This is a genomic window from Luteibacter sp. HA06 (assembly GCF_054061215.1).
Genome location: NZ_JBSSDZ010000001.1, coordinates 4,977,026 through 5,001,340, shown reverse-complemented (window position 1 = coordinate 5,001,340; position 24,315 = coordinate 4,977,026). Strand labels below are relative to the sequence as shown.

Annotated in this window: 13 protein-coding genes; 6 read left to right on the top strand and 7 right to left on the bottom strand. The window is 65.1% G+C overall.

Features of this window, described 5'->3' with window-relative positions; translation table 11 throughout:
• Nucleotides 1–11: 11 nt before the first annotated feature.
• Entirely contained in the window at nucleotides 12–1,301 is a 1,290-nt protein-coding gene (locus ACVWWJ_RS22950) for a sugar MFS transporter (protein ID WP_456969633.1), read from the bottom strand.
• A 321-nt stretch (nucleotides 1,302–1,622) separates the two neighbouring features.
• Here ACVWWJ_RS22950 and glk point away from each other — a divergent pair, with 321 nt between their 5' ends.
• The 3 genes from glk (at nucleotide 1,623) to ACVWWJ_RS22935 (ending at nucleotide 7,925) form a co-directional block, all read left to right on the top strand.
• Nucleotides 1,623–2,648 carry a glucokinase gene (glk, locus tag ACVWWJ_RS22945; RefSeq protein WP_456969632.1) on the top strand — a complete coding sequence of 342 codons (1,026 nt, stop codon included), beginning with the start codon at nucleotides 1,623–1,625 and terminating at the stop codon, nucleotides 2,646–2,648.
• A gap of 119 nt (nucleotides 2,649–2,767) precedes the next feature.
• Complete coding sequence (locus ACVWWJ_RS22940) at nucleotides 2,768–5,500, top strand: TonB-dependent receptor (RefSeq protein WP_456969631.1); 2,733 nt, start codon at nucleotides 2,768–2,770, stop codon at nucleotides 5,498–5,500.
• A 148-nt stretch (nucleotides 5,501–5,648) separates the two neighbouring features.
• Entirely contained in the window at nucleotides 5,649–7,925 is a 2,277-nt protein-coding gene (locus ACVWWJ_RS22935; RefSeq protein WP_456969630.1) for a family 20 glycosylhydrolase, read from the top strand.
• 83 nt (nucleotides 7,926–8,008) lie between these two features.
• On the opposite strand, the gene ACVWWJ_RS22930 is transcribed toward ACVWWJ_RS22935, so the two are convergent.
• Nucleotides 8,009–12,316: a DEAD/DEAH box helicase gene (locus ACVWWJ_RS22930; protein WP_456969629.1), complete on the bottom strand. Its 4,308-nt coding sequence runs from the start codon at nucleotides 12,314–12,316 to the stop codon at nucleotides 8,009–8,011.
• A 128-nt stretch (nucleotides 12,317–12,444) separates the two neighbouring features.
• Between ACVWWJ_RS22930 and ACVWWJ_RS22925 the strand changes: the two genes are divergently transcribed.
• Together ACVWWJ_RS22925 and ACVWWJ_RS22920 are read left to right on the top strand one after the other, a co-directional pair.
• Nucleotides 12,445–14,661, top strand: coding sequence for a glycoside hydrolase family 3 C-terminal domain-containing protein (locus ACVWWJ_RS22925; protein ID WP_456969628.1), 2,217 nt, complete (start codon nucleotides 12,445–12,447; stop codon nucleotides 14,659–14,661).
• Between the two features lie 59 nt (nucleotides 14,662–14,720).
• Complete coding sequence (locus ACVWWJ_RS22920; RefSeq protein ID WP_456969627.1) at nucleotides 14,721–15,497, top strand: transporter; 777 nt, start codon at nucleotides 14,721–14,723, stop codon at nucleotides 15,495–15,497.
• Between the two features lie 25 nt (nucleotides 15,498–15,522).
• On the opposite strand, the gene ACVWWJ_RS22915 is transcribed toward ACVWWJ_RS22920, so the two are convergent.
• From ACVWWJ_RS22915 to mprF, 3 genes are all read right to left on the bottom strand, one after another.
• Nucleotides 15,523–15,684, bottom strand: a complete 162-nt coding sequence (locus ACVWWJ_RS22915) for a hypothetical protein (RefSeq protein WP_200851847.1) — start codon at nucleotides 15,682–15,684, stop codon at nucleotides 15,523–15,525.
• A gap of 645 nt (nucleotides 15,685–16,329) precedes the next feature.
• Nucleotides 16,330–17,121: a virulence factor family protein gene (locus ACVWWJ_RS22910; protein ID WP_456969626.1), complete on the bottom strand. Its 792-nt coding sequence runs from the start codon at nucleotides 17,119–17,121 to the stop codon at nucleotides 16,330–16,332.
• On the bottom strand, nucleotides 17,118–19,697 hold the full coding sequence (gene mprF, locus ACVWWJ_RS22905) for a bifunctional lysylphosphatidylglycerol flippase/synthetase MprF (protein WP_456969625.1): 2,580 nt from the start codon (nucleotides 19,695–19,697) through the stop codon (nucleotides 17,118–17,120). The genes ACVWWJ_RS22910 and mprF overlap by 4 nt, the downstream gene beginning before the upstream one ends.
• Before the next feature lie 242 nt (nucleotides 19,698–19,939).
• Between mprF and ACVWWJ_RS22900 the strand changes: the two genes are divergently transcribed.
• Nucleotides 19,940–21,913 carry an LTA synthase family protein gene (locus ACVWWJ_RS22900; RefSeq protein WP_456969624.1) on the top strand — a complete coding sequence of 658 codons (1,974 nt, stop codon included), beginning with the start codon at nucleotides 19,940–19,942 and terminating at the stop codon, nucleotides 21,911–21,913.
• Between the two features lie 102 nt (nucleotides 21,914–22,015).
• On the opposite strand, the gene ACVWWJ_RS22895 is transcribed toward ACVWWJ_RS22900, so the two are convergent.
• Both ACVWWJ_RS22895 and ACVWWJ_RS22890 read right to left on the bottom strand, forming a co-directional pair.
• A complete protein-coding gene (locus tag ACVWWJ_RS22895; protein ID WP_456969623.1) occupies nucleotides 22,016–23,437 on the bottom strand; it encodes a nicotinate phosphoribosyltransferase in 1,422 nt (473 codons plus the stop codon).
• A gap of 41 nt (nucleotides 23,438–23,478) precedes the next feature.
• Nucleotides 23,479–24,180, bottom strand: coding sequence for a pirin family protein (locus ACVWWJ_RS22890; protein WP_159894733.1), 702 nt, complete (start codon nucleotides 24,178–24,180; stop codon nucleotides 23,479–23,481).
• Nucleotides 24,181–24,315 lie beyond the last annotated feature (135 nt).

Genomic DNA, 24,315 nt, shown 5'->3' with positions numbered 1-24,315 from the left:
GAAGGCGGACGTTAGTCCTTGATGTGCTGACCGACCCGATGGCCAGCCGCGCCGTAGTACAGGATGTACAGGTAGCAGGGGACCATCAGGCAGAGGAAGACGGCCTGGAAGTCATGGCTCTGCTTCAGATGGGCAAAGGCCACCGGGATGATCGCGCCGCCGGCAATGCCCATGATCAGGAAGGCCGAGCCGAACTCGGTGAGCGCGCCCAGGCCCTTGATTGCCAGCGGGAAGATCGCCGGCCACATCATGGCGTTGGCGAAGCCCAGCGCGGCGACGAAGCCGACGGCGGTGTATCCGGTGGTCAGGTAGGTGCCGATCGAGAAGATCACGCCGAGGATGGCGGACATCGCCAGGTACTTCTGCTGGGAGACGAACTTCGGAATCAGCAGGAGGCCGGCGATGTAGCCCAGCAGCATGGCAAACAGCGTGTACGAGGTGAAGTGCTTGGTGTCTTCCGGCGTCATGCCGAAGCCCTGGCCATACGTGCCGATCGCGTCGCCGGCCATCACTTCCACGCCCACGTAAACGAACAGGCAGAGCACGCCGAGCCAGAGGTGCGGGAAGCTGAAAATGCTGCCCTTGGCGTGGCCGATGGCGCGCTCGGAATTCGCACCGGAGGGCTTGATTTCAGGCAGCGAGGAGCGAACCACCCAGATGGCGAGCACGACCAGCAGGCCGGCCATCACCATGTACGGCATGTGCACCTTGGAAGCGAATGCGGCAAGCAGGGCGTCCTTCTCGCCCGGCGAACCAGCGGCGGCGATCTGCTTGTCGAACGTGCCGATATTGCTCATCACCACCGCACCGAAAACGAACGGCGCGAGCGCGCCGGCGATCTTGTTGCAGATGCCCATGAAGGCGATGCGCTGCGCCGCGCTGTCGATCGGGCCGAGGATGGAGATGTACGGATTGGACGCCGTCTGAAGCAGCGAAAGACCCGCGCCGATGACGAACAGGCCGGTCAGTGCGCCTGGGTAAATGCGCATGGTGACGAACTGGCCGAACAGCACGGCGCCGATGGCCATGACGAACAGGCCAAGGCCCATGCCCTTCTTCATGCCGGTCTTTTTCAGGATGAAAGAGGAGGGCAGGGCAAGGAAGAAATACGACAGGTAGAACGCCATCGGGACCAGGAAGGCGTTGACGTCATCCAGGTTGAAAGCGAGCTTCACGAACGTGATCAGCGGGCCGTTGAGCCAGGTCACGAAGCCAAAGATGAAGAACAGGACGCCGATGATGATCATCGGTACCAGGCTGGAATGTCGGGTCTCTTCGACGCTGACTGTGGTGGATGACATGGGTGCTTCCCCTCTGATTTGTCGCCTTTATTGACTCGTGTGCGTAACGTTGTCAATTGGCTTTTTACACGGCCCTCCCCGTAGCCATGCGGTTTGTGACTTTCGATGTCGCGGCGCGTCAAACCCCTGATGGCCCATGCATTCCCCATGCCGCAGCCCGCGCCACGCGGTGATTCGGAGAAGATTACGGCCGACCGCAAACGTTTCCTGCTGCAACGCAGGATGGAATGGTGGATGTCCTAGCCATTTGTCCTGTTGACAACGTTGTCATTTCGCTCACAGACTCCGCTCAAATCAGGGGCAAGTCATAAGGGGCGGGGCGTGGGCGAATCGGCCAAACAACGGGAAATCGTGCGTGCTTCGCGTTCCGGGGCGTTTATCGCCGCCGACGTGGGCGGGACGCATGCCCGTATCGGCCTGGTACGCCGCGCTGTCGGCTCCACCGCCATCGACGTGCTTCGCTACGAACGTTATGCCTGCGCCGACTGGCCCAGCCTGACCGCCGTGCTGCAGGACTTCGTCGGCCGCCTGGATGGCCAGCACCACATCGAACATTGCGCGGTTGCCAGCGCGGGCTACGTGCTCGGCGACGCCATCGTCAACGAGAACCTGCCCTGGCCGGTCTCGATCGGGGACATCCGCGAAAGCCTGGGCCTGCTCGGCCTGGCCGTGGTCAACGACTTCGAAGCCGTGGCCTACGCCTGCCAGTTCCTCGAGAACCACCAGACCCTGCCGATCATCGAAACCGCCGCCGACCCGGCCGTGGGACCGATCCTCGTCATGGGGCCGGGCACCGGCCTGGGCTCCGCCGTGCTCCTGCCGGGTTCGCCGCACGCCACCGTGCTGCCGACCGAAGCGGGCCAGATTTCACTCGCGCCGGGTAACGAGCGCGAGGTCGCGATCCTGGGCGAACTCGCCCGCGGCCGCGACTACGTTTCGTACGAGACCGCCCTGTCGGGTCCGGGTCTCGTGAATCTCTATGAAGCCATTTCGACGCTGCGCGGCACCGCCGCGACGCTGACCGAGCCCGCCGCCGTCACGCGCGCCGCCCTCGACGGGAACGATCCCGCCGCAGTGGAAGCACTCGACGTGTTCTGTGGCCTTCTCGGCAGCTTCGTGGGCGATCTCGCCCTTCTCTACGGCGCCCGTGGTGGCGTGTTCCTTGCGGGCGGCATCCTGCCCCAGGTTCGCGACCGCCTCCTCGCCAGCAGCTTCGCCTCCAGGTTCTTCAACAAGGGCGTTATGCGCGCCTTTCTCCAGCAAGTACCGGTACGTCTGATGGACCACGGGCAGTTGGGAGTGATCGGTGCCGCCGGTCTCTACCTGCACGGTTCGAGCGCTCACTGAAGAGCGGGAAAGGAACGCAGGCTCAGTACAACAACCGGGTCGAAAGACCCTTCGATAGCAACGAAGCATGACGCGGCCGCGAAACCCGTCACCGCTACATCCTCTGAGGGGAGGACTCCATGTCGCATCGTAGAAACCTGCTGACGGCGAGCATCATCGCCGGACTCTGTTGTTTCACCGGAATCGCCGCCGCGCAAGACGCGACGCCGCCGCCGGCAAAGCCGCAGACTGCCCAGGAAAAAGCTGACGCCGCCAAGGCAGCCCAGCTCGAGGGCATCACCGTTACCGGCATCCGCGCCAGTCTCGAGAAGTCTCTCGATACCAAGCGCAATGCCGATGCCATTGTCGAAGCGGTCACCGCCGAAGACATCGGCAAGTTCCCGAACACCAATGTCGCCGAAGCGATGACGCAGATTCCCGGCGTCACGATCGACCGTCAGTTCGGCCAGGGCGATCGTGTTTCCATCGACGGTACCGACCCCAGCCTCAACCTTACCTTCCTCAACGGCCAGCCGATCTCGCAGACGCCGTGGCAGTACGGTGCGCAGCCGAACCGTGGCTTCGACTTCACGATGCTCGCGCCGGAAATCATCGGTCGACTGGAAATCTACAAGTCGCCCGAAGCACGCCTGACTGAAGGCAGCCTCGGCGGTACGGTGCTCCTGCACACGCTGGAACCGCTCGACCTGCCGGCCAACACGGTGCGTGGTTCGTTCGGCCTGAACTACAACGACCAGGGCAGTGGCGGCTCGCGTCCCACCGCGTCGGCGTTGTACAGCTGGAAGAACACCTCCAACACCTTCGGCATCATTGGCTCGGTGCAGCATTACGAAGAGAAGATCGACCGCCAGGGCCTGGAAATCTTCAGCTACAGCCCGGTGTCGAAGTGGGCTTCGAGCCCCGCCGTCGGTGCGGGTATCGCCAACGGCACGTTGAACCCGAACGCGCAGGTGCCCGACGAGGTCAACTCCGCGTGGTTCCAGCAGAACCGCAAGCGTGATACCGCGACCCTCGGCTTCCAGTTGAAGCCGGCGGATAACTGGAACGTTGATTTCAACAGCCTGTTCATCCGCGAGAACTTCGACAACTGGAATCAGTCGATGTACCCGTTCACGGGTAACGCGCCAGGCAACGTGACCAGCTTCACCCAGGGTCCGAATGGCGTCGTCACCGGCGGCCATGTCTGCGGCAACGACAACGCAGGTTGCCCGGCCATCGGCCCGACCCTGATGGACAGCAACGTCCGCAAGTCCGTGGTCCGTACGTCGGCCTTCGACCTGAAGTCGACCTACGATGGCGACGGCTGGAAGCTCGGCGGCGCGGCCGGCTACAGCAAGGCCCGTAACGACGATATCTCGCAGGCCGTGATCGAGCCGCAGTACGCGGGCGGCTACACCTGGGACATCAACCACGGCTTCAACTTTGACAGCCCGGCGGCGGCGAAGAATCCGGCCAACTGGCACATGGGTGACGCGGACGGCCTCGGCGGCTGGCCCGGCAATTACGGCGACTACAGCGCGAATTCGCGTGACAGCTACGCCCAGCTCGACTTCAGCAAGTACTTCGACAACTTCTTCAACGAACTCCAGGTCGGTTACCGCTGGAACCGTCACGAAGAAGGCATGAACGCGCACGTCTACGGCGGTAACGGTCCGATCTCGCTCGCCGATCTCGGCACCGACGGTCTCACCAACACCCTCGGCAGCGTGGGTGGCTGGGAAGGCTCCTCGCAGCACGTCAGCGCCGATCCCAATGCGCAGTACGCCTGGGTTCGCGCCACCAACGGCGGCAACGAAGATCCGGGTACGTTCCTCAACGGGACGTACAAGCTGATCGAGAAGACCAACGCCGCGTATGCCCAGCTGAACTTCGCTGGTGGCGGTTTCCACGGCAACCTCGGCATGCGTTACGTCGATACGAAGACCGACGGCTTCGGCTACAACTACTCCGGTGCTCCGGTGCTTCCGGCTCCCGCCGGCAGCTACCAGAAGGCGTCGCAGACCACCAAGAACTGGCTGCCGTCGCTCAACGTGGCCTACGACCTGACCGACGACATCATCCTGCGTGCCGCCGCGGCCAAGGTCATCGCCCGTGCGCCGTACAACATGCAGGTCAACAACCTGTTCCTCAACGACACCGTGCTCACCGGCTCCGGCGGCACGCCGGACCTGAAGCCGTACAAGTCGAAGAACTTCTCGCTCTCCGGCGAATGGTACTTCGCCCCGCAGTCCTACTTTGCGATCACGGGCTTCTACAAGAAGATCGACGATTACGTCTTCCAGGACGTGGTCGAGGAGCAGCACTTCAACTCGGCAACCTCCACCGATCCGGTCCAGTTCGCCAAGGAGCTCGCGGCGGGCCTGTGCACGGCTGACGGCTTCTGTACCTATGACATCTCCCGTCCGGTCAACGTCGGCTCGGGCAAGGTCAGGGGTGGTAACGCCAGCTTCCAGCAGGCCTTCTGGGATACCGGTTTCGGTGTCACGGCGAACTACACGTACGCCAAGGGCACGCTCGATTCGGGTGGCCAGCTGCCATACAACTCGAAGAATGCGTACTCCATCAGCCCGTACTACGAGTTCGGCGCGTTCAGTGCCCGCATCAACTACAACTGGCGTAGCGCGTACCTCGCCGGCGGCTACGTGGCTGGTGCGCCGCCCGCAACCACCGAGGCTTACGCCGATCTCGGGGCCACGATCGGCTGGAAGTTCAACAAGCAGATCTCGGTCACGCTCTCGGGCATGAACCTGGCCAACGAACAGTACAAGCAGTACATCGGCACGAAGGACCTGCCGGTCGCGAAATACACCACGGGTCGCCGCTACATGGCCCAGGTGCACTTCGACCTCTGATAAAGCGTCATGGATCAGCGGCCAGGGACGGCCGCAAACCCCTCGAAGCTTCATTCCCCACGGGCCCGACTACCCATTATCGGGCCCGCTTTTTTTTGTGCGTTTCCGGCACAATCGGACGGTTGCCTTCTAACCGCAGGAGTTCTCGATGCGCCGAACCCTCTTCCTCGCCATGGCCCTTGGCCTGACCGCCTGCGCCAACCAGCCGAGGCACGAAACCGGCCCCGTCGATAACGCGCCACTTTCGCTGATTCCGCAGCCTGCGTCGTTGCAGCGCCTGCCAGGACACTTCCGCCTCGAAACGTCCACCACGATCGTCGTCGCACCGGGCAACGTCGCCGCGAAGAAAGTCGCAACGCAATTGCAAGGCTGGATCCGGCAGGCGCGCGGCACCGATATCGCCATCGTCGAAGGCAAGCCTCGCGACGGCGCGATCACACTGTTGACCGACGCGACCACCAAGGGACGCGAAGCCTATACGCTGGACGTCAACAGCAACGGCGTGCGCATCGCCGCCAACGACGAAACCGGGCTGTTCTATGGCGCGGTGACGTACTGGCAACTGCTGACCGATCCGGCATCACAGAACGGTGTTCCCGCCGTACATATCGTCGACGCGCCCCGGTTTGCCTGGCGCGGCCTGATGCTCGACTCGTCTCGCCACTTCCAGTCGGTCACCGAGATCGAGCACCTGCTCGACCAGATGGCCCTGCACAAGCTCAACACCTTCCATTGGCATCTCACCGACGACCAGGGCTGGCGGTTGCAGATCCTCAAGTATCCGAAGCTCACCGAAGTGGGCAGTTGCCGTAAGCCCGTCGGACCGGACGTCGCGCTCACCGGCGATCCGGATCGCCCCTATTGCGGCTTCTACACGCAGGACGAAGCAAAGCAGATCGTCGCTTATGCTGCCGAGCGGCACATCACGGTCGTACCGGAAATCGAGATGCCCGGTCACGCGCAGGCCGCCGTTGCCGCCTACCCACAGTTCGGCGCCGGCAGCAAGAAGCTCGGCGTGTCCGGCGACTGGGGCGTGAACACGGCGCTGTTCAACGTGGACGATGGCACCTTCACCTTCCTGGAGAACGTGCTCGACGAAGTGATGACGATCTTCCCGTCGACGTATATCCATGTCGGTGGCGACGAAGCTGCCAAGGACGAGTGGGAGCATTCGAAGACCGCCCAGGCAAAGATGAAGTCGCTCGGCATCGACGACGAAGAGAAGCTGCAGGGTTGGTTCGTCGCCCGCATCGGCGACTACCTCGACAAGCACGGACGGCGGATCATCGGCTGGGATGAGATCCTCGACGGCAAGGTGCCGGCGAGCGCCACCGTGATGTCCTGGCGCGGGACGAAAGGCGCGATCAAGGCGGCCAACGCCGGACACGATGTCGTGATGGCTCCGTCGCCGACGCTGTACATGGATTACCTGCAGTCCACCCTGCCTGATGAGCAGCCGGGCCGGCCGCAGGTGCAGACCCTGAAGACCGTCTACGACTTCGATCCGGTGCCGGCAGAGATCGGCGCGGACAAGGCCGCGCACGTGCTCGGTGCACAGGTCACCGTGTTCGCGGAGTACCTCCCGAACTGGTACCGCACGCAACACGCGGTGTTCCCGCGCATCGCAGCCGTCGCCGAACGCACGTGGTCGCCGAAGGCGGATTGGAACGGTTTCATCGCGCGCCTGCCAGCGGAGATGTCACGGTATCGCGCCGCGGGCATCGTACCTTCCGACGGTGCCTACGCAGTGGCCATCGCTTCGACAGCCGCCGACGCCGACAAGGCGAAGGTCACTCTTTCCAGCCAGACCGGTTACGGCACCATCCGTTACACCACCGACGGCACCTCGCCGACCGCACAATCGGCTGCGTATACGGCGCCATTCGACGTGCCGCTGCCGACGACCGTGCGTGCCAATGCATTCGACAACAGCTTTGCGCTGGCGGGTCCGCGTGAAGAAGCCATCGATGCGAAGTCGCTCCTGCATCGCAACAGTGACCAGCTCGACACCTGCGGCGACAAGCTCGTCCTGCGCATCGAATCACCCGATGCGGTCAATGGCGTGCGACCGGTCTACAAGGTCGACATCATGAACACCTGCTGGGTGTGGAAGGGTGTGAAGCTCGATGGCCGCTACGGCCTCGATGTAACCGTCGATCGCCTGCCGTTCAACTACGCGTTGTGGAAGGACGCCGCGGGCATCGTCTCGCGCAAGTCGCGCTCGCGCGCCGGCGAGCTTGAGGTTCACCAGGACTCGTGCGACGGCCCGAAGATCTCGACCATTGCGCTGGATAAAGCGAAGGACGGCCGCGCGACGTTGCAGGGCATCCTGCCCAAGCGCGAGGGCGTGCATGACCTGTGCTTCGTGATTACCGGGAAGCCGGGGCCGAAGATCTGGGTGATCGGGGGTTTGCAGTTGCGCTAAGAGCATCGCCGCTGAAGCGGCTCCCACACGAAGCCGGGCCTGCTCCTTGTGGGAGCCGCTTCAGCGGCGATGCCCTCCCTGACTCAATACGACAACGCCGTCGCAAACGACGCATGCCTTTGCAGCGCCGAACGCGCCTCCCGTTCGTCGTCGCCTTCCAAAGGCATCAACGTCACGAACTTGCCGGCGATCATCGCTGCCAGCGGCATGCCATCGCGAATGGCGATGCGCGTCCCGAGCACGGCAGGCACTTTCGCCGCGCCGGTGATGATCGTGCCGACCAGGTTCAGCGGATCGGTCCCCGCAATGCAGACGATCTCGCCATCGTGCTCGCGATGACGAATCTGCCGTAACGCTGCCAGCGCCTCCGGCAGCGCGAACTGCTCGCCGACGAGACCGTCGACAAACCGGCCGCCGCGAATCTCGCCGCGCGCCTCCAGCCGATGGAAGACACGGCGCAGGTCGCGCCACGCAGGTAACCACGCCGCCTCGCGCTCGAGGATGCGCCAGCTGACCACCCCATAGCGACGTAGCAGCGTGCGCGCCATGTGTTCGAGGCCATCGGCATCACTACGTGCCTCAGCTGGCCGACGTGCGAGCGACCAGCGACCGGCGTCTTCGATACCGCTCAACATGTGCCGGCGCGTACGGCGGTGACGGCTGCCGTTTCGTTTCGAGGCAGGAAGCAACAAGGCGCGCAAGCCGGCAAAGCTGTCCGCGGTGACGCGGCCGGCAGCCACCAGGTCGCCGAGGGCGTCCTCCAGCTCGGTGCGCAGCAAACGCGTGGTCGTCGCCAGCTCATCGAAGAACAGTGCGCCTTCATCGCGCAGCGCATCAGCGACGGCCTGGGCCCGCGAAGAGAGCGGCAACTCCTCGGAGATGGCCGGCGCAGCCGCCGACCAGATGGGCAGCTGGCGACGCGGCAACAGTACGATCGGCGTGGAGCGCACCGGGCCACCGCTACCCGTACCCAGGCGCAGACGGCTCCAGACGACACGTCCGGCGCGGCAGAGATCGTCGAGCCAGCCGATGCTGTAATCGCTGACACGCGCGGGAAGCAGTTCCGCCTCCCACGCACCCGCTGCGGCCTCGAATCCTTCGAGCTGGGCGATCACGCCGGCCAGCGCATCGGGGCCAGCGACCCGGGTGCCCTGGGTCACGTGCTGCCAGTCGAGCAGGAAGCGCATGAAGTCGCGTGGCGCGACCGGTTCGATTTCGCGGCGCAGCCGGCCGATCGTGTAGCGATGGATACGCGCCAGCAGATGTCGTTCGCACCATTCCACGTCGGTGGTGCCCGGCGAGAACGGACCGCGCATGACGTAGCCTTCGGTCTCCAGCGAGGCCAGCGCGAGATCGAGCGCGCCCGCCTCCACGCCAAGCGATGAAGCGAGCACGCGGGCCGGCACCGGGCCAAGCCCACCGAGGCGACCGCGAACGATGTCGATCAGCGCCGACTCGGGTGTCCACGCCTGCGCTTCGAATTCGGAAGGGGCGGCGATAGCCGGTGACAGTGCGCCATCGGCGTGGATGGCGCGCCACGTGGGCAAGCGCTCGGCAGCCACCCACAAGGCCACGTCGCCGTGCCTCAGCACCGTGGCGCGCGCGTCCTTCGCCAGTGCACGAAGCAACCCGGCCCAGGCTGGATGCTTGCGCACATCGTCGTCTGTGACGGCGCCGAGCAACATGAGAGCCTCATGCATCTCGTCGGCGGTTCGTGCCTCCGGCCACGCTTCCTCGCGCACCGACGCGATCGCCTCGGCATCCAGCCGGCCGAGATCGTCGGGACTTTCCGCGTCGTTCCAGCGGCGCGACTGCACGGCCTGCGTGCGACGCTCCTCCAATGGCGCGTCGTCGAGGAAGGCGTAAGGTGCCGCGTTGAGGATCTCCGCAGCCAACGGCGATGGTGTGGCGAGATCGCGCGCGACCATGCGGATGGCGCCGGTTTCCAGCCCGCGCAGGATGGCTAGCAGGCCATCGCAATCCATGGCTTCGTGCAGGCAATCGTCGATCGTCTGGTTTACCAGTGGATGGTCGGGCACCTCGCGCTCACCAACGAGATTCTCCGCGCAGGCAACCTGGTCGGGGAAGACGGTGGCGAGGAGGTCTTCGCTCTTCATTCGCTGTAATTGCGGCGCGACTTTCCTGCCGCCGTTGAAGCGCGGCAAGGCCAGTGCAGTCGTCGCGTTCCAGCGCCAGCGCACGCCGAATAGCGGCGCATCGAGCAGTGCCTGGATCAGCACGTGCTCGGCCGAGTTCGAGTGCAGGTAGCGCGCCACTTCGTCCAGCGGAAAACTGTGACTGGTGGACAGCGACAGCACGATGGCGTCTTCGGTGGCTGCAGCCTGTAGCTCGAAGTTGAACTTGCGGCAGAAACGCTTGCGCAGCGCGAGGCCCCAGGCACGGTTGATCCGACTGCCGAACGGGGTGTGGATGATGAGCTGCGTGCCCCCGGATTCGTCGAAGAAGCGTTCCATCACCAGCGTCTCGCGGGTGGGCAGTGCGCCGAGGGCGGCACGGGCGCGGAACAGGTAATCGACCACCTGCTCGGCGGCGGCCTTGCTCAGCGCCAGCTCGTCGACCAGCCACCTGAGTGCCGCCTCGCGACCACCCTCGTCGAACTTCGCCGAAATCTCCGTGCGCAGGCGCGACACGCCGATCGATAGCTCGTCCGTGCGGCCGGGCGCTTCGCCGAGCCAGAACGGGATGTTCGGTGGCTGGCCCTGCGCATCCTCGACGCGAAGGCGACCCATCTCGACACGCATGATGCGATACGAGCGGTTGCCCAGCTGGAAGACGTCGCCGGCAAGGCTCTCCACCGCGAAGTCTTCGTTCACCGTGCCGACCACGATGGCCTGCGGTTCGAGCAGGACGTTGTAGTCGCCGGTTTCGGGGATGGTGCCGCCCGAGGTGACAGCGGTGAGCTTCGCACCGCGACGCTCACGCAGGCGCTTGTTCACGGCGTCGCGATGGATGTAAGCCCCGCGGGGGCCGACACGCGTGGTGAAGCCCTCGGCGAGCATGCGCACGGTCTCGTCGAAGGTTTCGCGCTTGAGTGCATTGAACGGATACGCGCGGCGAACGAGATCGAACAGGGCGTCTTCGTCCCACTCCTGGCAGGCCACCTCGGCGACGATCTGCTGCGCGAGAACGTCGAGTGGCTGCATGGGCATGACCAGCGCGTCGAGTTCGCCGCGGCGCACGCAGTCGAGCAACGCCGTGCATTCCACGAGGTCGTCGCGTGAGGTGGGAAACAGTCGCGCCTTCGGTGTGCCGCCCACGGCGTGTCCCGCGCGACCGGCGCGTTGCAGGAAGGAGGCAATCGAACGCGGCGAGGCGATCTGGCAGACCAGATCGATGTCCCCGATGTCGATGCCGAGCTCGAGTGAGGCCGTGGCGACCAGCGCACGCAGCTCGCCCTTCTTCAGGCGTTGCTCCGCGTCGAGACGCTGCTCGCGCGAGAGGCTGCCATGGTGCGCGGTCACGGCTTCGCGGCCGAGTCGTTCGGAAAGATGCCTGGCCACGCGCTCGGCCATGCGCCTTGTGTTGACGAAGATCAGCGTGGTGCTGTGCTGCTCGACCAGATTGGAGAGCCGGTTATAGACCAGTTCCCACATGTCGTTGGACATCACCGCTTCCAGCGGCACCGGCGGCACTTCGATCGCGAGGTCGCGCTTGCGCGTATGCCCGATATCGATGATGGCGCAGTCTTCCTTCGCGTTGCCGGTGAGGAAGGCGGCGACTTTCTCGATGGGCTTCTGCGTGGCGGACAGCCCGATGCGGGTGATGCGTCGCTGCGCCAGCGACTCCAGCCGCTCCAGCGACAGCGCCATATGGCTACCGCGCTTGCTCGCCGCGACGGCGTGGATCTCGTCGACGATCACCTCGCGCACGTCCGCCAGCATGCTGCGCCCCGAGACGGAACCGAGCAGGACGTAGAGCGATTCCGGCGTTGTCACCAGGATGTGTGGCGGGCGTTTCTTCATGCGTTCGCGTTCGGACGAAGGCGTATCCCCCGTGCGCACGGCGGTGCGTATCTCGAGATCAGGCAGGCCCTGCTTGCGCAGTTCCTCGCGGATGCCCGCCAGCGGCGCTTCGAGGTTGATTCGGATGTCGTTGGACAGGGCCTTCAGCGGCGACACGTAGAGAATCGTCGTGCGGTCTGGCAGCCCGCCGTCACGCACGCCATCGCGCACCAGCATGTCGATGGCCGACAGGAAAGCGGTAAGCGTCTTGCCCGAACCGGTAGGGGCGGCGACGAGCGTGTGGCGGCCCGAACGGATCGCCGGCCACGCGGCCACCTGCGCTGCCGTGGGCTCGGGGAACGTGTTCCCGAACCAGGCGGCGACCGCGGGATGAAAGGCGTCTAGCGTTGTCGACTTTTGTGAATTCATTGAACCACTTAAGTGGGGTCTGGAGGCCCTTGGGTCAAGTTCCAGCCTACCCCGAAGTGGTCTCGCGGGTTGCGATAAAACCGTTACTGAACGAACGTGTAGGTCTCCCAACGGACCGAACCCCGACCATGCCCGATACCGTGCGCCGTACCGCCCTCGCCTTCGCCATCACCGCCGGCCTTGCCGCCAGCGCCAGCGCGGCCACGCCGCCGGCCAAACCGTGGATGGACCGCTCGCTGTCGGTGGATCGTCGCGCCGAGCTTGTCGTTGCGGCCATGACGGACGATGAGAAATTTCGCCTGATTCGTTCCGACTTCGGCCTCGCCAGCGACAAACACGGCGTGCCCGATGGTGCCGTGGGCGGTGCGGGCTACGTGCCGGCCATGCCGCGCCTAGGCCTGCCCGCCATCAACGAGACCGACGCGGGACTCGGCGTGAACAAGCCGGGCATCGACGGCAAGGGCGCGATCTCGCTGCCCGCCGGGCTTGCCACTGCGGCGAGTTTCGACACTGCCGTGGCGCATGCCGGTGGCCGCATGATCGGCGGCGAAGCGCGTGGCAAGGGCTACGGCGTGCTGCTGTCCGGCGGCATCAACCTGGTGCGCGACCCGCGCAACGGGCGCAACTTCGAGTACGCGGGTGAGGACCCGATCCTCGCGGGCAACATCGTCGGTGCAACGATCAAGGGCGTGCAGGAACGCAAGATCGTCTCCACCATCAAGCACTTCGCCATCAACGACCTCGAATCCGGTCGCAACACGCTCAGCGCCGATATCGACCCCGTCGCCCTGCGCGAATCCGACCTCCTCGCCTTCCAGATCGCCATCGCCCATGGCGATCCCGGCTCGGTCATGTCTTCGTACAACCGCGTCAACGGCACCTTCGCCGGCGAGCACGAGTGGCTGCTCAACCAGGTGCTGAAGCAGGAATGGGGCTTCAAGGGTTTCGTCATGTCCGACTGGGGCGGCGCGCACAGCGGCGCCAAGGCGGCGCTTGCCGGCCTGGACCAGGAATCGGCAGGTGAGGTCTTCGACGCCGAGGTGTTCTTTGACAAGCCGCTGCGCGCCGCTGTCGCCTCCGGCGAGGTACCGAAGGCCCGGCTGGACGACATGGCCCGGCGCATCATGCGTAGCCTGATCGCGCATGGGGTGATCGATGACCCCATCCCGACCAAGCCGACCACGCCCGTTCCCTACGACGCCGACCGCAAGGTCGCGCGCGACACGCTGGAGGCCGGCGCCGTCCTGCTGCGCAACGAGGCAGGCCTGCTGCCGCTGTCGCGCACCGGCCAGTCGGTCGTGGTCATCGGCGCCCATGCGGACAAGGGCGTGCTCGCCGGTGGTGGTTCCTCGACGGTGACCGATGTCGGTGGCGATCCGGTACCGGGGCTGCAGCCGACCGGCTGGCCCGGCCCGGTGCGCTACCACGCGTCCGCGCCGCTGACCTTCATGCAGAAGCTCGGCGGCAAGGTCAGCTTCGATCCCGGTACGGATCCCGCCGCCGCAGCGAAGGCTGCGGCCAGCGCCGATGTGGCGGTCGTCTTCGTCACCCAGTGGGCCGCCGAGTCCTTCGACGTGCCCGACATGGCGCTGCCCGACGGGCAGGATGCGCTCGTCGCCGCGGTGGCGAAGGCCAATCCGAAGACCGTGGTGGTGCTCGAGACCAATGGTGCGGTGAAGATGCCCTGGCTCGGCAACGTCGGTGCCGTCCTGCAGGCCTGGTATCCGGGCTCGGGTGGCGGCGAAGGCATCGCACGCCTGCTCTACGGCGAAACGGCGCCGTCGGGTCGCCTGCCGGTGACCTGGCCGAAGGACGAAGCGCAGCTGCCCCGCCCGACGATCCAGGCGGCCGGCCTCTATTCGAAAGAGAAGCCGGCCGACAACGTCGACTACAACATCGAAGGCGCCGACGTCGGCTACCGCTGGTTCGAGAAGACGAAGCGCGAACCGCTGTTCGCCTTCGGTTATGGCCTGACCTACACGAACTTCGCCTATAGCGACTTCGCCGTGGACAAGGATGCCAAGGGCCACCCGGTCGCCCATGTCACGGTGAAGAACACCGGCAAGACCGCCGGTGCCGATGTTCCGCAGATCTACGTCACCGCGCCGGGCGCGGCCACGCGGCGCCTCGCTGGCTGGAGCAAGATTTCGCTGAAGCCGGGCGCCAGCCGCCGTGTCGATATCCCACTGGAAGCGTTCGCGCTCGCCCGCTATGACGACGCGGGCAAGCGCTGGCGTGTGGCGCCTGGCACCTATGCGGTGAAACTCGGCCGCTCGGCCAGCGATATCGCCGGTGAGGCCACCGTCGTGGTTGGCGAGAGCTTTCCGGTGGTGAAGGCCCCTTAGGCCGGCCGACGAAGGAGGGCCTGCACGACACGGCGACACGGGATAGCCACAATGCGCGCATGAACCTGCGCCCCTTTCCGACTGTCGCCACCCTCCTTTGCCTCGTATCGGCACCCGCCTTCGCCGACCCGCCGGACTTCGACCGGCCCGGCGCGGGATTCGCCACCAGCGTGCTCCCCGTGGGCACGCTGGCGCTCGAACAGGGCCTGCCGACCTATGAGCGGCAGCGCCAGGACGGTCTGCTGGACAAGACCTACACCGCCGACAGCCTGATCCGCATCGGGCTCGGCGGGCCGGCCGAGCTGCAGATCGGCGGCTCCGCATGGAATCGCCTGGTGGAGAGCGGCGGCGGCAGCCGCCGTCATGCCACCGGCCACGGCGATACCAGCGTCGGCCTGAAGATCGCCCCGGGCGGCTCCGGCGACACCGGAACGTTCAGTTGGGCGGCGCTGAGCCAGGTGAGCTTCGCCAACGGCGACCAGGACTTCGGCAACGGCGCCAGGCAGTACACGCTTGGCGCGACGGGCCAATGGAAGCCCAACGACACCTGGCAGGGCACGCTGTTCGCCAACGTCGACCGCCTGCAGGGACGTAACACCTGGACACTCGCTCCGACCTTCGGCCGCAAGTTCGGTGAGAACTGGATGGCCTACGTGGAGACCGATGCGATCCACGACGCGGAAGATGGCAACGAGCTGCAGGCGGGTGGCGGCGTTGCCTACAGCATCGGTGATCACGCACAGCTGGATGCCTATGCGCTGCACCGTATCGGCTCGCACGGGCCATCGGTTATCGCTGGCCTTGGCGTATCGGTGTTCTTCGGCAAGAAGAGCTGACACAGAAAGCAGGCCGAACTGGCGCTTAGCGGTTGCCCTTGCGCATAGCGCGGACTAACAACGCTGTAAGCACCAGGCCGATGACGAGCCCGATGCCACCACCCCAGACGGCGCCGGTGCGGGAATCGATGGCGTAGCCGATCCCGAAACCGATCAGCAGGAAGAGTGGTAGAGGCAGGCATCCCATGGGCCCAATGCTAGCCCACGGCACGCTCCAGATAAAAACATGGCCCTCGCGCTCACGCGGAGGGCCATGAAGGACGTCCCTTGATCCGGTGGCACGAGCCACACCAAAACGCGGCCCGGCGAAGCCGGCGCGGCGTTACCGCCGATGAAGGGGGGATCGATCCTGATACCAGGGACTGACGGCATCCTGCCGTCGGATCGGTCATCGGCGATTCGGTCGTCCCGCGCGGCTTCTGGCCGGGCGGGACACGGATCTATCTTGCGTAGGCACGTCGGCGACGGATATAGGAGGAATCTTAAAAGTGTGAGTTTCTTTCCGTCGCGGGTGAGGAGGCGCAGAAATCTCAGGCGCAGGCCTGGCGCTCAGGCCTGGGCCGCACGCGGTGCTCGCGCGAATCGCGCGGCGGTGCCGCCGGCGTCGGCTTCGGCACACTCTGGGTCACGGGCATGCCACGGCTCGCGAGGCTGCGCAGCCTCGCGCAATCAGAAGATCCGTAGTCTCGTTTTCCCGGTTCTCGTTGCATCGATCGTCTCCTGCCGTCGTCCCACCCGAGCACTCAGCCTGATCCGGAAAAGAGAAAATTCCGGTGGCGCGGCGGTGAACGTTTTGTGACAGGTCTTCACGGGCCCGCAGGCCCGGAAACCGTTAAGGCGACGTGGAGGCGGCCGACGCGGGCGGCATGCGGTCGATCAGCTCGGTGGCGAGTTGCTCGTAGTTCTCGTCGAAATGGTGCGAGCCGGCCTTCTTGTACACGGTGACGAACGAAGGCAGCTTCGGATCGGTGCAACCGCTGTCCTCCGCATCTTCCGCGCCGTAATAGCAGGCCATCGGCGGTTTGCCGCCGAGCGCGAGAATCGGCGGGACGGCGTCGGTATGGACGACCGGATTCAGCCATTGCAGCAGGTTGTGCGTGTGGGTGGTCCACCAGCCCTGCTGCATATAGCCCTCGAGCTCGATCTCGAAGTTGACATCGCGACTGGCTGAAAGAAGCACGAGCTGGCTGAGTTTCGTCCGGTTGTCCGGTCGCAGCTTGCCGACGATGGTCGGCAGGACGTCGGCCCCGAAGGAATAGCCGATCAGCAGCACGCGCTTCTTGTTCCACTGCGCGGTGTAACGGTCGAGCAAGCGGTCCAGATCGCGCGCGGATTCGTCGGGCGAACGGTAACGCCAGAAATACTTGAACGTGCTCACGCCAGCGACAGGAATGCCGCGCTGGGTAAACACCGCGCCAAGGCGCTGGTCGAGATCCCACCAGCCGCCATCGCCGGAGTAGATGACCACGAGCAGGTCTTCTTCCCCTGCTGGTGCCGCCTTCAATGCAGGCAGCTCCACGGTGGACACCTCCATGGAAGCGTGCGTCCACGGGTGCCAGGCGAGCAGACCCAGCAGGCCACCCGCCACGATGGCGATCAGGAAATAACGGAGGAACCTTTTCATCGGCGCACCACGCCGCCCAGGCCACCGGAGATCAGGCTGGCAACGTTGGCCAGCGCAAGCGGCACACCCATGCCGCCGGCCACCGCGATGTAGCGCGGCTCCCACTCGGGGTCGAACTTGTCCTTGTAGCGATGCAGCCCGCGGAAGTTGTAGAAGCGCTCGCCGCGGCCGAAGACCATGGCGCCGAAGCGGCTCCACAGGGGCGCGGTGCGACGGTTCTGCAGGCCCGACAGGGGTGCCATGCCGAGATTGAACCAGCGGTAGCCTTCGGCTTTCGCCCAGACCATCAGTTCGATGAACAGGAAATCCATGATGCCGGAGGGTCCGTCGGGCAGGTGGCGCATGAGGTCGACGGAGGCTTCTTCCTTCGACGTCGTTACGAAGACATTGGCGAAGGCGACGGGCTCATCGCCCTGCCAGACCACCGCCATGGGCGTACGCGCGAGATAGCGCTCGTCGAACAGGCCGAGCGAGAAGCGTTTCTCACGCACTTTCTTGTCGCGCATCCAGGCGTCGGAGATCACCTTCAGGCGCGGCAGCAACGCGGGCACGCCTTCGATCGGCACGATTTCCATGCGCAGGCCGTCGCGGGCGAGCTTGTTGACGGTGCCGCGCAGGGTCTTCTTCGATTTGCCGTCGAGGTTGAAGGTTTCCAGGCGCACGCGTGCTTCTTCACCGATCTTCAGCAGGCTCATGCCGACCTCAAGGTAAAGATCGAGGTCTTCCGGGCGTACCTGGTAGAAGAGTGGCCAGCCACCGGCATGCTCGCATTCCTCGCGGAAGCGCCAGACCAGTTCGCGGCGCGCGTCTTCGCTCTCGCCCACCGGGTCGCCCATGGCCACCCAGCTACGGCCTTCGATGTCGTACATGATGAAGGCGCGGTCTTCCGGCGCGAACATCAGCATTTTGTCGCCGACCAGGGCCAGGTGCGCCTGGGCCGAGGAAAAGCCCTTCAGCAAAGGCATGGCGCGAGCGAGGTCGGCGTCATCCGGTAAGGCGCGACGGGTCCGCACGGGGCGGATGAGGTTGGCCAGCGCAAACAGCATCACCACCGCCGTGGCACCGACCAGGGCGCGCAGCGCACGAGGGGCACCGCCATGGTGGAAGCTGAATTCCCACCACAGGTTGTTGCTGTATTCGACGTGCTTGAAGCTGAAGAACACCAGCCAGGTCGAGCAACCCAGCACGGCCGCGATGGCGACCATCCAGCCGATGGAGAAGCTGGCGCGGAACAGGGAGGCACGACGGTAGAAGTGACGATGTGCCGGTGCGAGGGCCAGGGCCAGCAACGACAGCAGGGTCGCCTCTTCGTAGTCGATGCCCTTGAGCAGCGACAGCACGGCGCCGACGATCAGCAGCACGAGGGTCAGTACGTAAGCAGCATCGAGGCGGCGTTGCAGGCCACGGGCAAGGATCAGCAGCAGCATGCCCACGACGCTGGAGAGGAAGTGCGAGACCTCGACCAGCGGCAGGGGCACGAAGCCGCGCAGGATCTCCATGCGACCCGGAATGGCCAGCGTCGCGCCGGAGAACAGTAGTACGGCACCGGCGATCAAGGTCAGCCCGGCGAAGAACGGCGGCAGCAGGCTGCTGAACCACGGGGTGATCAGCGCCGTATGACGCAGGCCGCGGATCTCGCGCCAGATCACCATCACGGTGGCGACGCCGAGCGGCAGGAGGTAGTAAACGAGGCGGAAGGCGGTCAACGAACCCAGGATCGGGGCTTCCAGGCCGTGGTTGCCGGTGGCGCCGAAGCCGGCCAGCATGACTGCCTCGAACACGCCCAGGCCCCCGGGGACGTGACTGATCAGGCCGGCCATCTGGGCGAGCACGAAGATCGCCAGGAAGTGACCGAAGCCGCCCACGATTTCCTGCGGCATCAGCACGTAGAGCACGCCGGACGCGAGGCCCCAGTCCAGCGCGCCGATCAGGATCTGCCGGGCGGCCACCTGCGGTGTCGGCGTGTTGAATGCCCAGCGCCCGACCCGGATGGGCCGGCGTACCAGCGCGGCGGCCGAAAACCAGGCCAGCGGTACCAGCACCAGCACGATCGCCAACGGGATGCGCAGGCTCGAAAACGGCACTTCGGGCGGAATCGGCACGATAAGCAGGGTCACGCCGGTCAGGGCGGCGAGGCCCAGCCAGAAACTCAACGTCGTATAGAGGACGACGCGGGCGACTTCACCCGTGCTCAGCCCGGCCTGGACATAGAACCGGTAGCGGATGGAGCCCGACACCAGAAGGGACATGCCCAGCGCGTTGGAGAACGCATAACTGATGAAGGAGATCAGGCCGACCCGCTTCGCCGGCAGGCGCCGCCCGATGCTGGCCAGGCCGAACCAGTCGTACAGCGTCATGACCGCGAAGCCGGCGCCGGTCAGCAGGATGGCCAGGGCGATATCGGCGTTGGGTAGACCATGCACGTAGGCGCCGATCTGGCGGTACGTGACCTCGGTGGCCATGGCGTGCAAGGCCCACAGCGCCAGGCACAGGAGCAGGAGGGACAACAGGGGCCCGCCCGCGCGACGTAGCAACGTCGCGTAAAGCGCGGGCTTTATCAGGGGCGCGTCGTTCACTGGCAGCTCCGCCCTCGTCTCGTGCTCCACTGCGTCCGCGGCTCCGTTGTATCTCGTAAGGTCGTGTAGGGTGCCACAGAGCGTGTGCAGGCGGCAGGTCGCCGCACTCACGGCGTTCATTCTGACCCTCGATGACGACAAAAGCTTACGATAAGGTTTGAGAAAGCCTTGCGTAAGGCGTCCGATCTACCCTCTTGGCACACTCTGCCCGCTTTCCGGCTGGCGACCTTCCGCGAGGCACCATGCGTTCTGATTCTTCGGCCCCGGGCGTCCTGCGCCAGCGTTTCCGGCCACTGCTCTGGTTCGGCGTCCTGTTCGTTGTCGTGGCCTTCCTGGTCCGCCTGATCCTGCTGATCAAGACCGGGCACGATATCCCCCGCGAGCCGGGCAAGTGGCTGTACCTGTTCGCCGTGGGCCTGGGCTACGACCTGGTCACCCTCCTCTACTTCGCCTGGCCGATGCTGCTGGTGCTCTGGCTGCTGCCGCGCCGGGCCTACCTGTCGACCTGGGGTCGCCGGGTTTTTGTCGGCTTCTGCTTCGTCCTGACTTTCGCTGTGCTCTATCTCGCTGCCGCCGAACTGGTGTTCTGGGGCGAGTTCAGTGCGCGCTTCAACTTCATCGCGGTGGACTACCTGGTCTATACGCACGAAGTGGTCGGCAACATCCAGGAGTCGTACCCCATCGCCACCTGGTCGCTGCTCCTGTTGCTGGCGACGGTGCTGGTGGTCTTCTTCAGCCGCCGCGCGCTCAGGGCGCAGGACGCGGGTTCGCGCTTCGTCGGCCGCTCGGCAGTGGTCGGCGTGTGGCTGGTACTGACCGTGGCGGTGAGCTTCGCCGTCGATGGCTCGATGAAGGACCGTTCGACCAACAACTACGTCAATGAGCTGGCGGGTAACGGCATCTACCAGTTCTTCGCCGCGTTCCGTAACAACGAGCTGGATTACGCCAAGTACTACCCGACCATTCCCGACGACCAGGCCTTCGGTAACCTGCGCGAGCTGGTCAAGACGCCGGATGCCACGTTCACCAGCAACGATCCGCAGGACATCACGCGCACGATTGCTGCCGCGGGCCCGGAAAAGAAGCTCAACGTCGTGCTGATCAGCGTGGAGAGCCTGTCCGGCGATTACGTCGAAGGCCTCAATGTCAGCAAGCACATGGGGCTGACGCCGAACCTCGATGCGCTGGCGGCGAAGAGCCTGTTCTTCACCCAGCTCTATGCCAACGGCACGCGCACCGTGCGCGGGCTGGAAGCGCTGTCGCTGTCCGTGCCGCCGACGCCCGGCGAGTCCATCGTCAAGCGTCCCGGCAACGAAAACCTGAACTCCCTCGCCGACGTGTTCAATGCGAAGGGCTACACCTCCGAGTTCGTCTACGGCGGTTACGGCTACTTCGACAACATGAACCACTTCTTTGCCAGCAACGGTTACACGGCGGTGGACCGCAACGTCATCGATGCGAAGGACATCCACACCGAGAACGTCTGGGGCGTGGCCGACGAGGACCTGTTCACGCTAGTGATGAAGCGGATGGACGCGTCGTATGCGAAGGGCAAGCCGTACTTCGGCCACGTGATGACCACGTCCAATCATCGGCCGTACACGTTCCCCGAAGGCCGGGTGAACGCGAAGCAGGGCGCGCGAAATTCCGCCGTGCGTTACACCGACTGGGCGCTGGCCGACTTCCTCAAGCGCGCGTCGACCAAGCCATGGTTCGATGACACCATCTTCGTCATCACCGCCGACCATTGCGCGGCAAGCGCGGGCAAGACCAGCCTGCCGGTCGACAAGTACCACATTCCGCTTTTCATCTACTCGCCCAAGCACGTTGCGCCGGGCCGGGTCGATCGTTTCATGAGCCAGATCGACATTCCGCCGACCGTGCTGGGCCTGCTGAATTTCAGTTACACCTCGCACTTCTACGGCTACGACCTGTTCAAGCTCGAGCCGGGTCGCGAGCGCACCTTCATGAGCACCTACCAGGAGCTTGGGTATATGCGTGGCGACCGACTCACGTCGCTCATTCCGCGTGAGCCGGTCAAGGAGATGACACCCGACCTTGTATCGGGCGACGCCACCGTGGCCAAGGCCGATCCCGTGGACGCGAAGGATGCGATCACCTACTACCAGACGGCGGCGTATCTGTTCACGCACGGCCTGATGACGAAGAAGGGCAGCGCGGGAACGGCGCCGCCAACCGCCCCAGCCGCCCCGTAACCCGGAGGCGGCCTGCTCTCTTGTGAAAGCCGCTTCAGCGGCGATAGCCAGGCCCCCTCAACCCATCGCCGGCATAGCCGGCTCCCACAAAAACCTCGACGACTAGCGTCCGGCCGCAGCGCGTTCGCGCACGCCGGCGAACGTCCAGTCGCGCAGCAACTCGCCGTTCTCCCACACGGTGACCATCGCTTCCTCCCAGCCGGGCTCGAGAGCGCCGGGCGCCAGCGATACCGCATCGTCAGGCAAGGCCACGGTGCGGTAACTGCCGTACTCGCGATGACGCACCAGGGTCATGCGTCCGCGCTTGGACGTCTTGCCCTGGTCGGTGACGGGATCCTTCCAGACATCGCGCCACGCGCCCCCGATGCGGACGGCCGAACACTTCAATGCGAATTTCTGCGTATCGCGCGTGAGCTTCTGCAGCAGCGCACCGCCCATGCCGAAGGCGAGGTTGTCGGCCGAGTAGCCGGCGCCCGTGATGCGTTCGAGGATGGCGCGGATGCTCTCGGGATTCACACCATCGCCCTGGATGACGCGCACGTGGTTGAGTACGCGAAAGCCCTTTGCGTTCACCGTGCTGCCGAAGGCGTCGTCGAGCAGGCTGACGCAGCGGTGGACGACTTCCACGGGATCGCCGGAATCCGGACGGACGACGATCGTCGCACCGGACGCGATGACTTCGTCGCGCAAGGTCTTGCCCCAGTGCTCGGTGATCGCGTGGTAGATGTCGTAGCTGTCGGAGACCACGGCGACGAGCCCGCCGGGCTTCGCGAAGCGCTTGAGCATGTTCCGATACGCATCGACTTCATGCTCACGGCCCCAGCTGGTGATCGTGCTGTGCTCGGCCGCAGGAATGGAATAGCCGGCCATCGGTTCGCCGTAGAACGCGCGAGCGGCCAGCACGCCGGAGACGGTGTCCGTGCCGAGGAAGTTGACCAGGTGCGCCATGCCGCCGAGCCCCGCGGACTCCGCGCTGGATACGCCGCGCGCACCGAAGTCGTGCAGCTTGAAGGAGATCTGTCCCGCGGGATCGTCCGAGGTCCTTTCCAGGTAGTGAAGGATGGTCCGCCGAACCTGCCAGCTCGTGGTCGCCACGGTGACCGGATACCACAGGCGGAGCAGGAGGGTTTCCAGGTACGACGGCAGCCAGGACGCTTCCGGGTCGGTGGACTCGATGGTCACCAGGGCCTGATGGGTTGGAATCACACTGCCTTCCGGCACCGCGCGAATCCGCACGGGGAGCTTGCCACCGTGGACATCGACGATGCGTCGCCAGCCTGCGTCATTGAAGGGCTCGCCATGGGCAGCGAAGAAGTCGCGCGCCGCATCCACGTCCGTATGCGTGACGGGGCGGCCAAGGCGTGATTTGAGAACGGCCTGCAGGCCGAAGAACAGGGTGCTCTCGTACGTACCGCCGCGCGATTCCACGTAGAAGAACGTGGCGTCGGTTCCCGGCGGATACTGCAGCCAGTGGCTGGCCTTGTAGCTGTCGGTGTCGAGAATAGGGTTGTCGAGGTAGGACATGCCGTGGGTCGTCATGACCCACAGCATAACCCCGGTGTTACTTACGCGGCGCTGTCGACCAGCACCAGTTCGGCATCGGTCGATGCCGTGATGCGCAGCGTGGTCTCGTCGCGGATCGCGGCGCCATCGCCCTTGTTGAGCGTCGTGCCGTTGACCTGCACCGAGCCCTCGGCCGGCACCATATAGGCGAAGCGGCCCTCGCCCAGCGTGTACTCGACAGTCTCACCGGCTTTCACGCTGGCGCCGAGCACGCGGGCATCGGTGCGGATCGGCAAGGCGTCGCCGTCGCCGGCCATGCCGCTGGCCAGGGTGACGAACTGGCCGGAGCGCTCGCCCTTCGGAAACGGGCGGGTACCCCACGATGGCGCCTTACGCTCACCGTCCGGAATGATCCAGATCTGGAAGATCCGGGTGGCGTCCGGCTCGGCGTTGTACTCGGCATGGCGGATCCCGGTCCCGGCGCTCATCACCTGCACGTCGCCCGCTTCGGTACGGCCCTTGTTGCCCAGGCTGTCTTCGTGGGTGATCGCGCCTTCGCGTACATAGGTGATGATCTCCATGTCCGAGTGCGGGTGCGCCGGGAAGCCGGTACCGGCAGCGATGGTGTCGTCGTTCCAGACGCGCAGTGCGCCCCAGCCCATGCGCTTCGGGTCGCTATACGAGGCGAACGAAAAATGATGCTTCGCATCGAGCCAACCGTGGTTGGCACCGCCAAGGCTGTTGAAGCTGCGGACGTCGATCATGTCGTGCTCCCCCGGAATTACCGGACTGGGTAAGTGAATGGGTGTATTTTCCTCCCCCGCTGCGGCCTGCGGAGCATCGTTCCGCCGAACGGATTGTTTCCCCGGAATACCTTGTGAGGGTTGCAAACAGCCCCT

What these genes read in the sequence shown, in the direction of transcription:
- ACVWWJ_RS22920 (WP_456969627.1), top strand. Translation starts at nt 14,721, where the DNA reads ATGAACCTGCGCCCCTTTCCGACTGTCGCCACCCTCCTTTGCCTCGTA.
- ACVWWJ_RS22940 (WP_456969631.1), top strand. Translation starts at nt 2,768, where the DNA reads ATGTCGCATCGTAGAAACCTGCTGACGGCGAGCATCATCGCCGGACTC.
- ACVWWJ_RS22890 (WP_159894733.1), bottom strand. Translation starts at nt 24,180, where the DNA reads ATGATCGACGTCCGCAGCTTCAACAGCCTTGGCGGTGCCAACCACGGT.
- ACVWWJ_RS22895 (WP_456969623.1), bottom strand. Translation starts at nt 23,437, where the DNA reads ATGTCCTACCTCGACAACCCTATTCTCGACACCGACAGCTACAAGGCC.
- ACVWWJ_RS22900 (WP_456969624.1), top strand. Translation starts at nt 19,940, where the DNA reads ATGCGTTCTGATTCTTCGGCCCCGGGCGTCCTGCGCCAGCGTTTCCGG.
- ACVWWJ_RS22925 (WP_456969628.1), top strand. Translation starts at nt 12,445, where the DNA reads ATGCCCGATACCGTGCGCCGTACCGCCCTCGCCTTCGCCATCACCGCC.
- ACVWWJ_RS22930 (WP_456969629.1), bottom strand. Translation starts at nt 12,316, where the DNA reads ATGAATTCACAAAAGTCGACAACGCTAGACGCCTTTCATCCCGCGGTC.
- ACVWWJ_RS22910 (WP_456969626.1), bottom strand. Translation starts at nt 17,121, where the DNA reads ATGAAAAGGTTCCTCCGTTATTTCCTGATCGCCATCGTGGCGGGTGGC.
- ACVWWJ_RS22950 (WP_456969633.1), bottom strand. Translation starts at nt 1,301, where the DNA reads ATGTCATCCACCACAGTCAGCGTCGAAGAGACCCGACATTCCAGCCTG.
- ACVWWJ_RS22935 (WP_456969630.1), top strand. Translation starts at nt 5,649, where the DNA reads ATGCGCCGAACCCTCTTCCTCGCCATGGCCCTTGGCCTGACCGCCTGC.
- ACVWWJ_RS22915 (WP_200851847.1), bottom strand. Translation starts at nt 15,684, where the DNA reads ATGGGATGCCTGCCTCTACCACTCTTCCTGCTGATCGGTTTCGGGATC.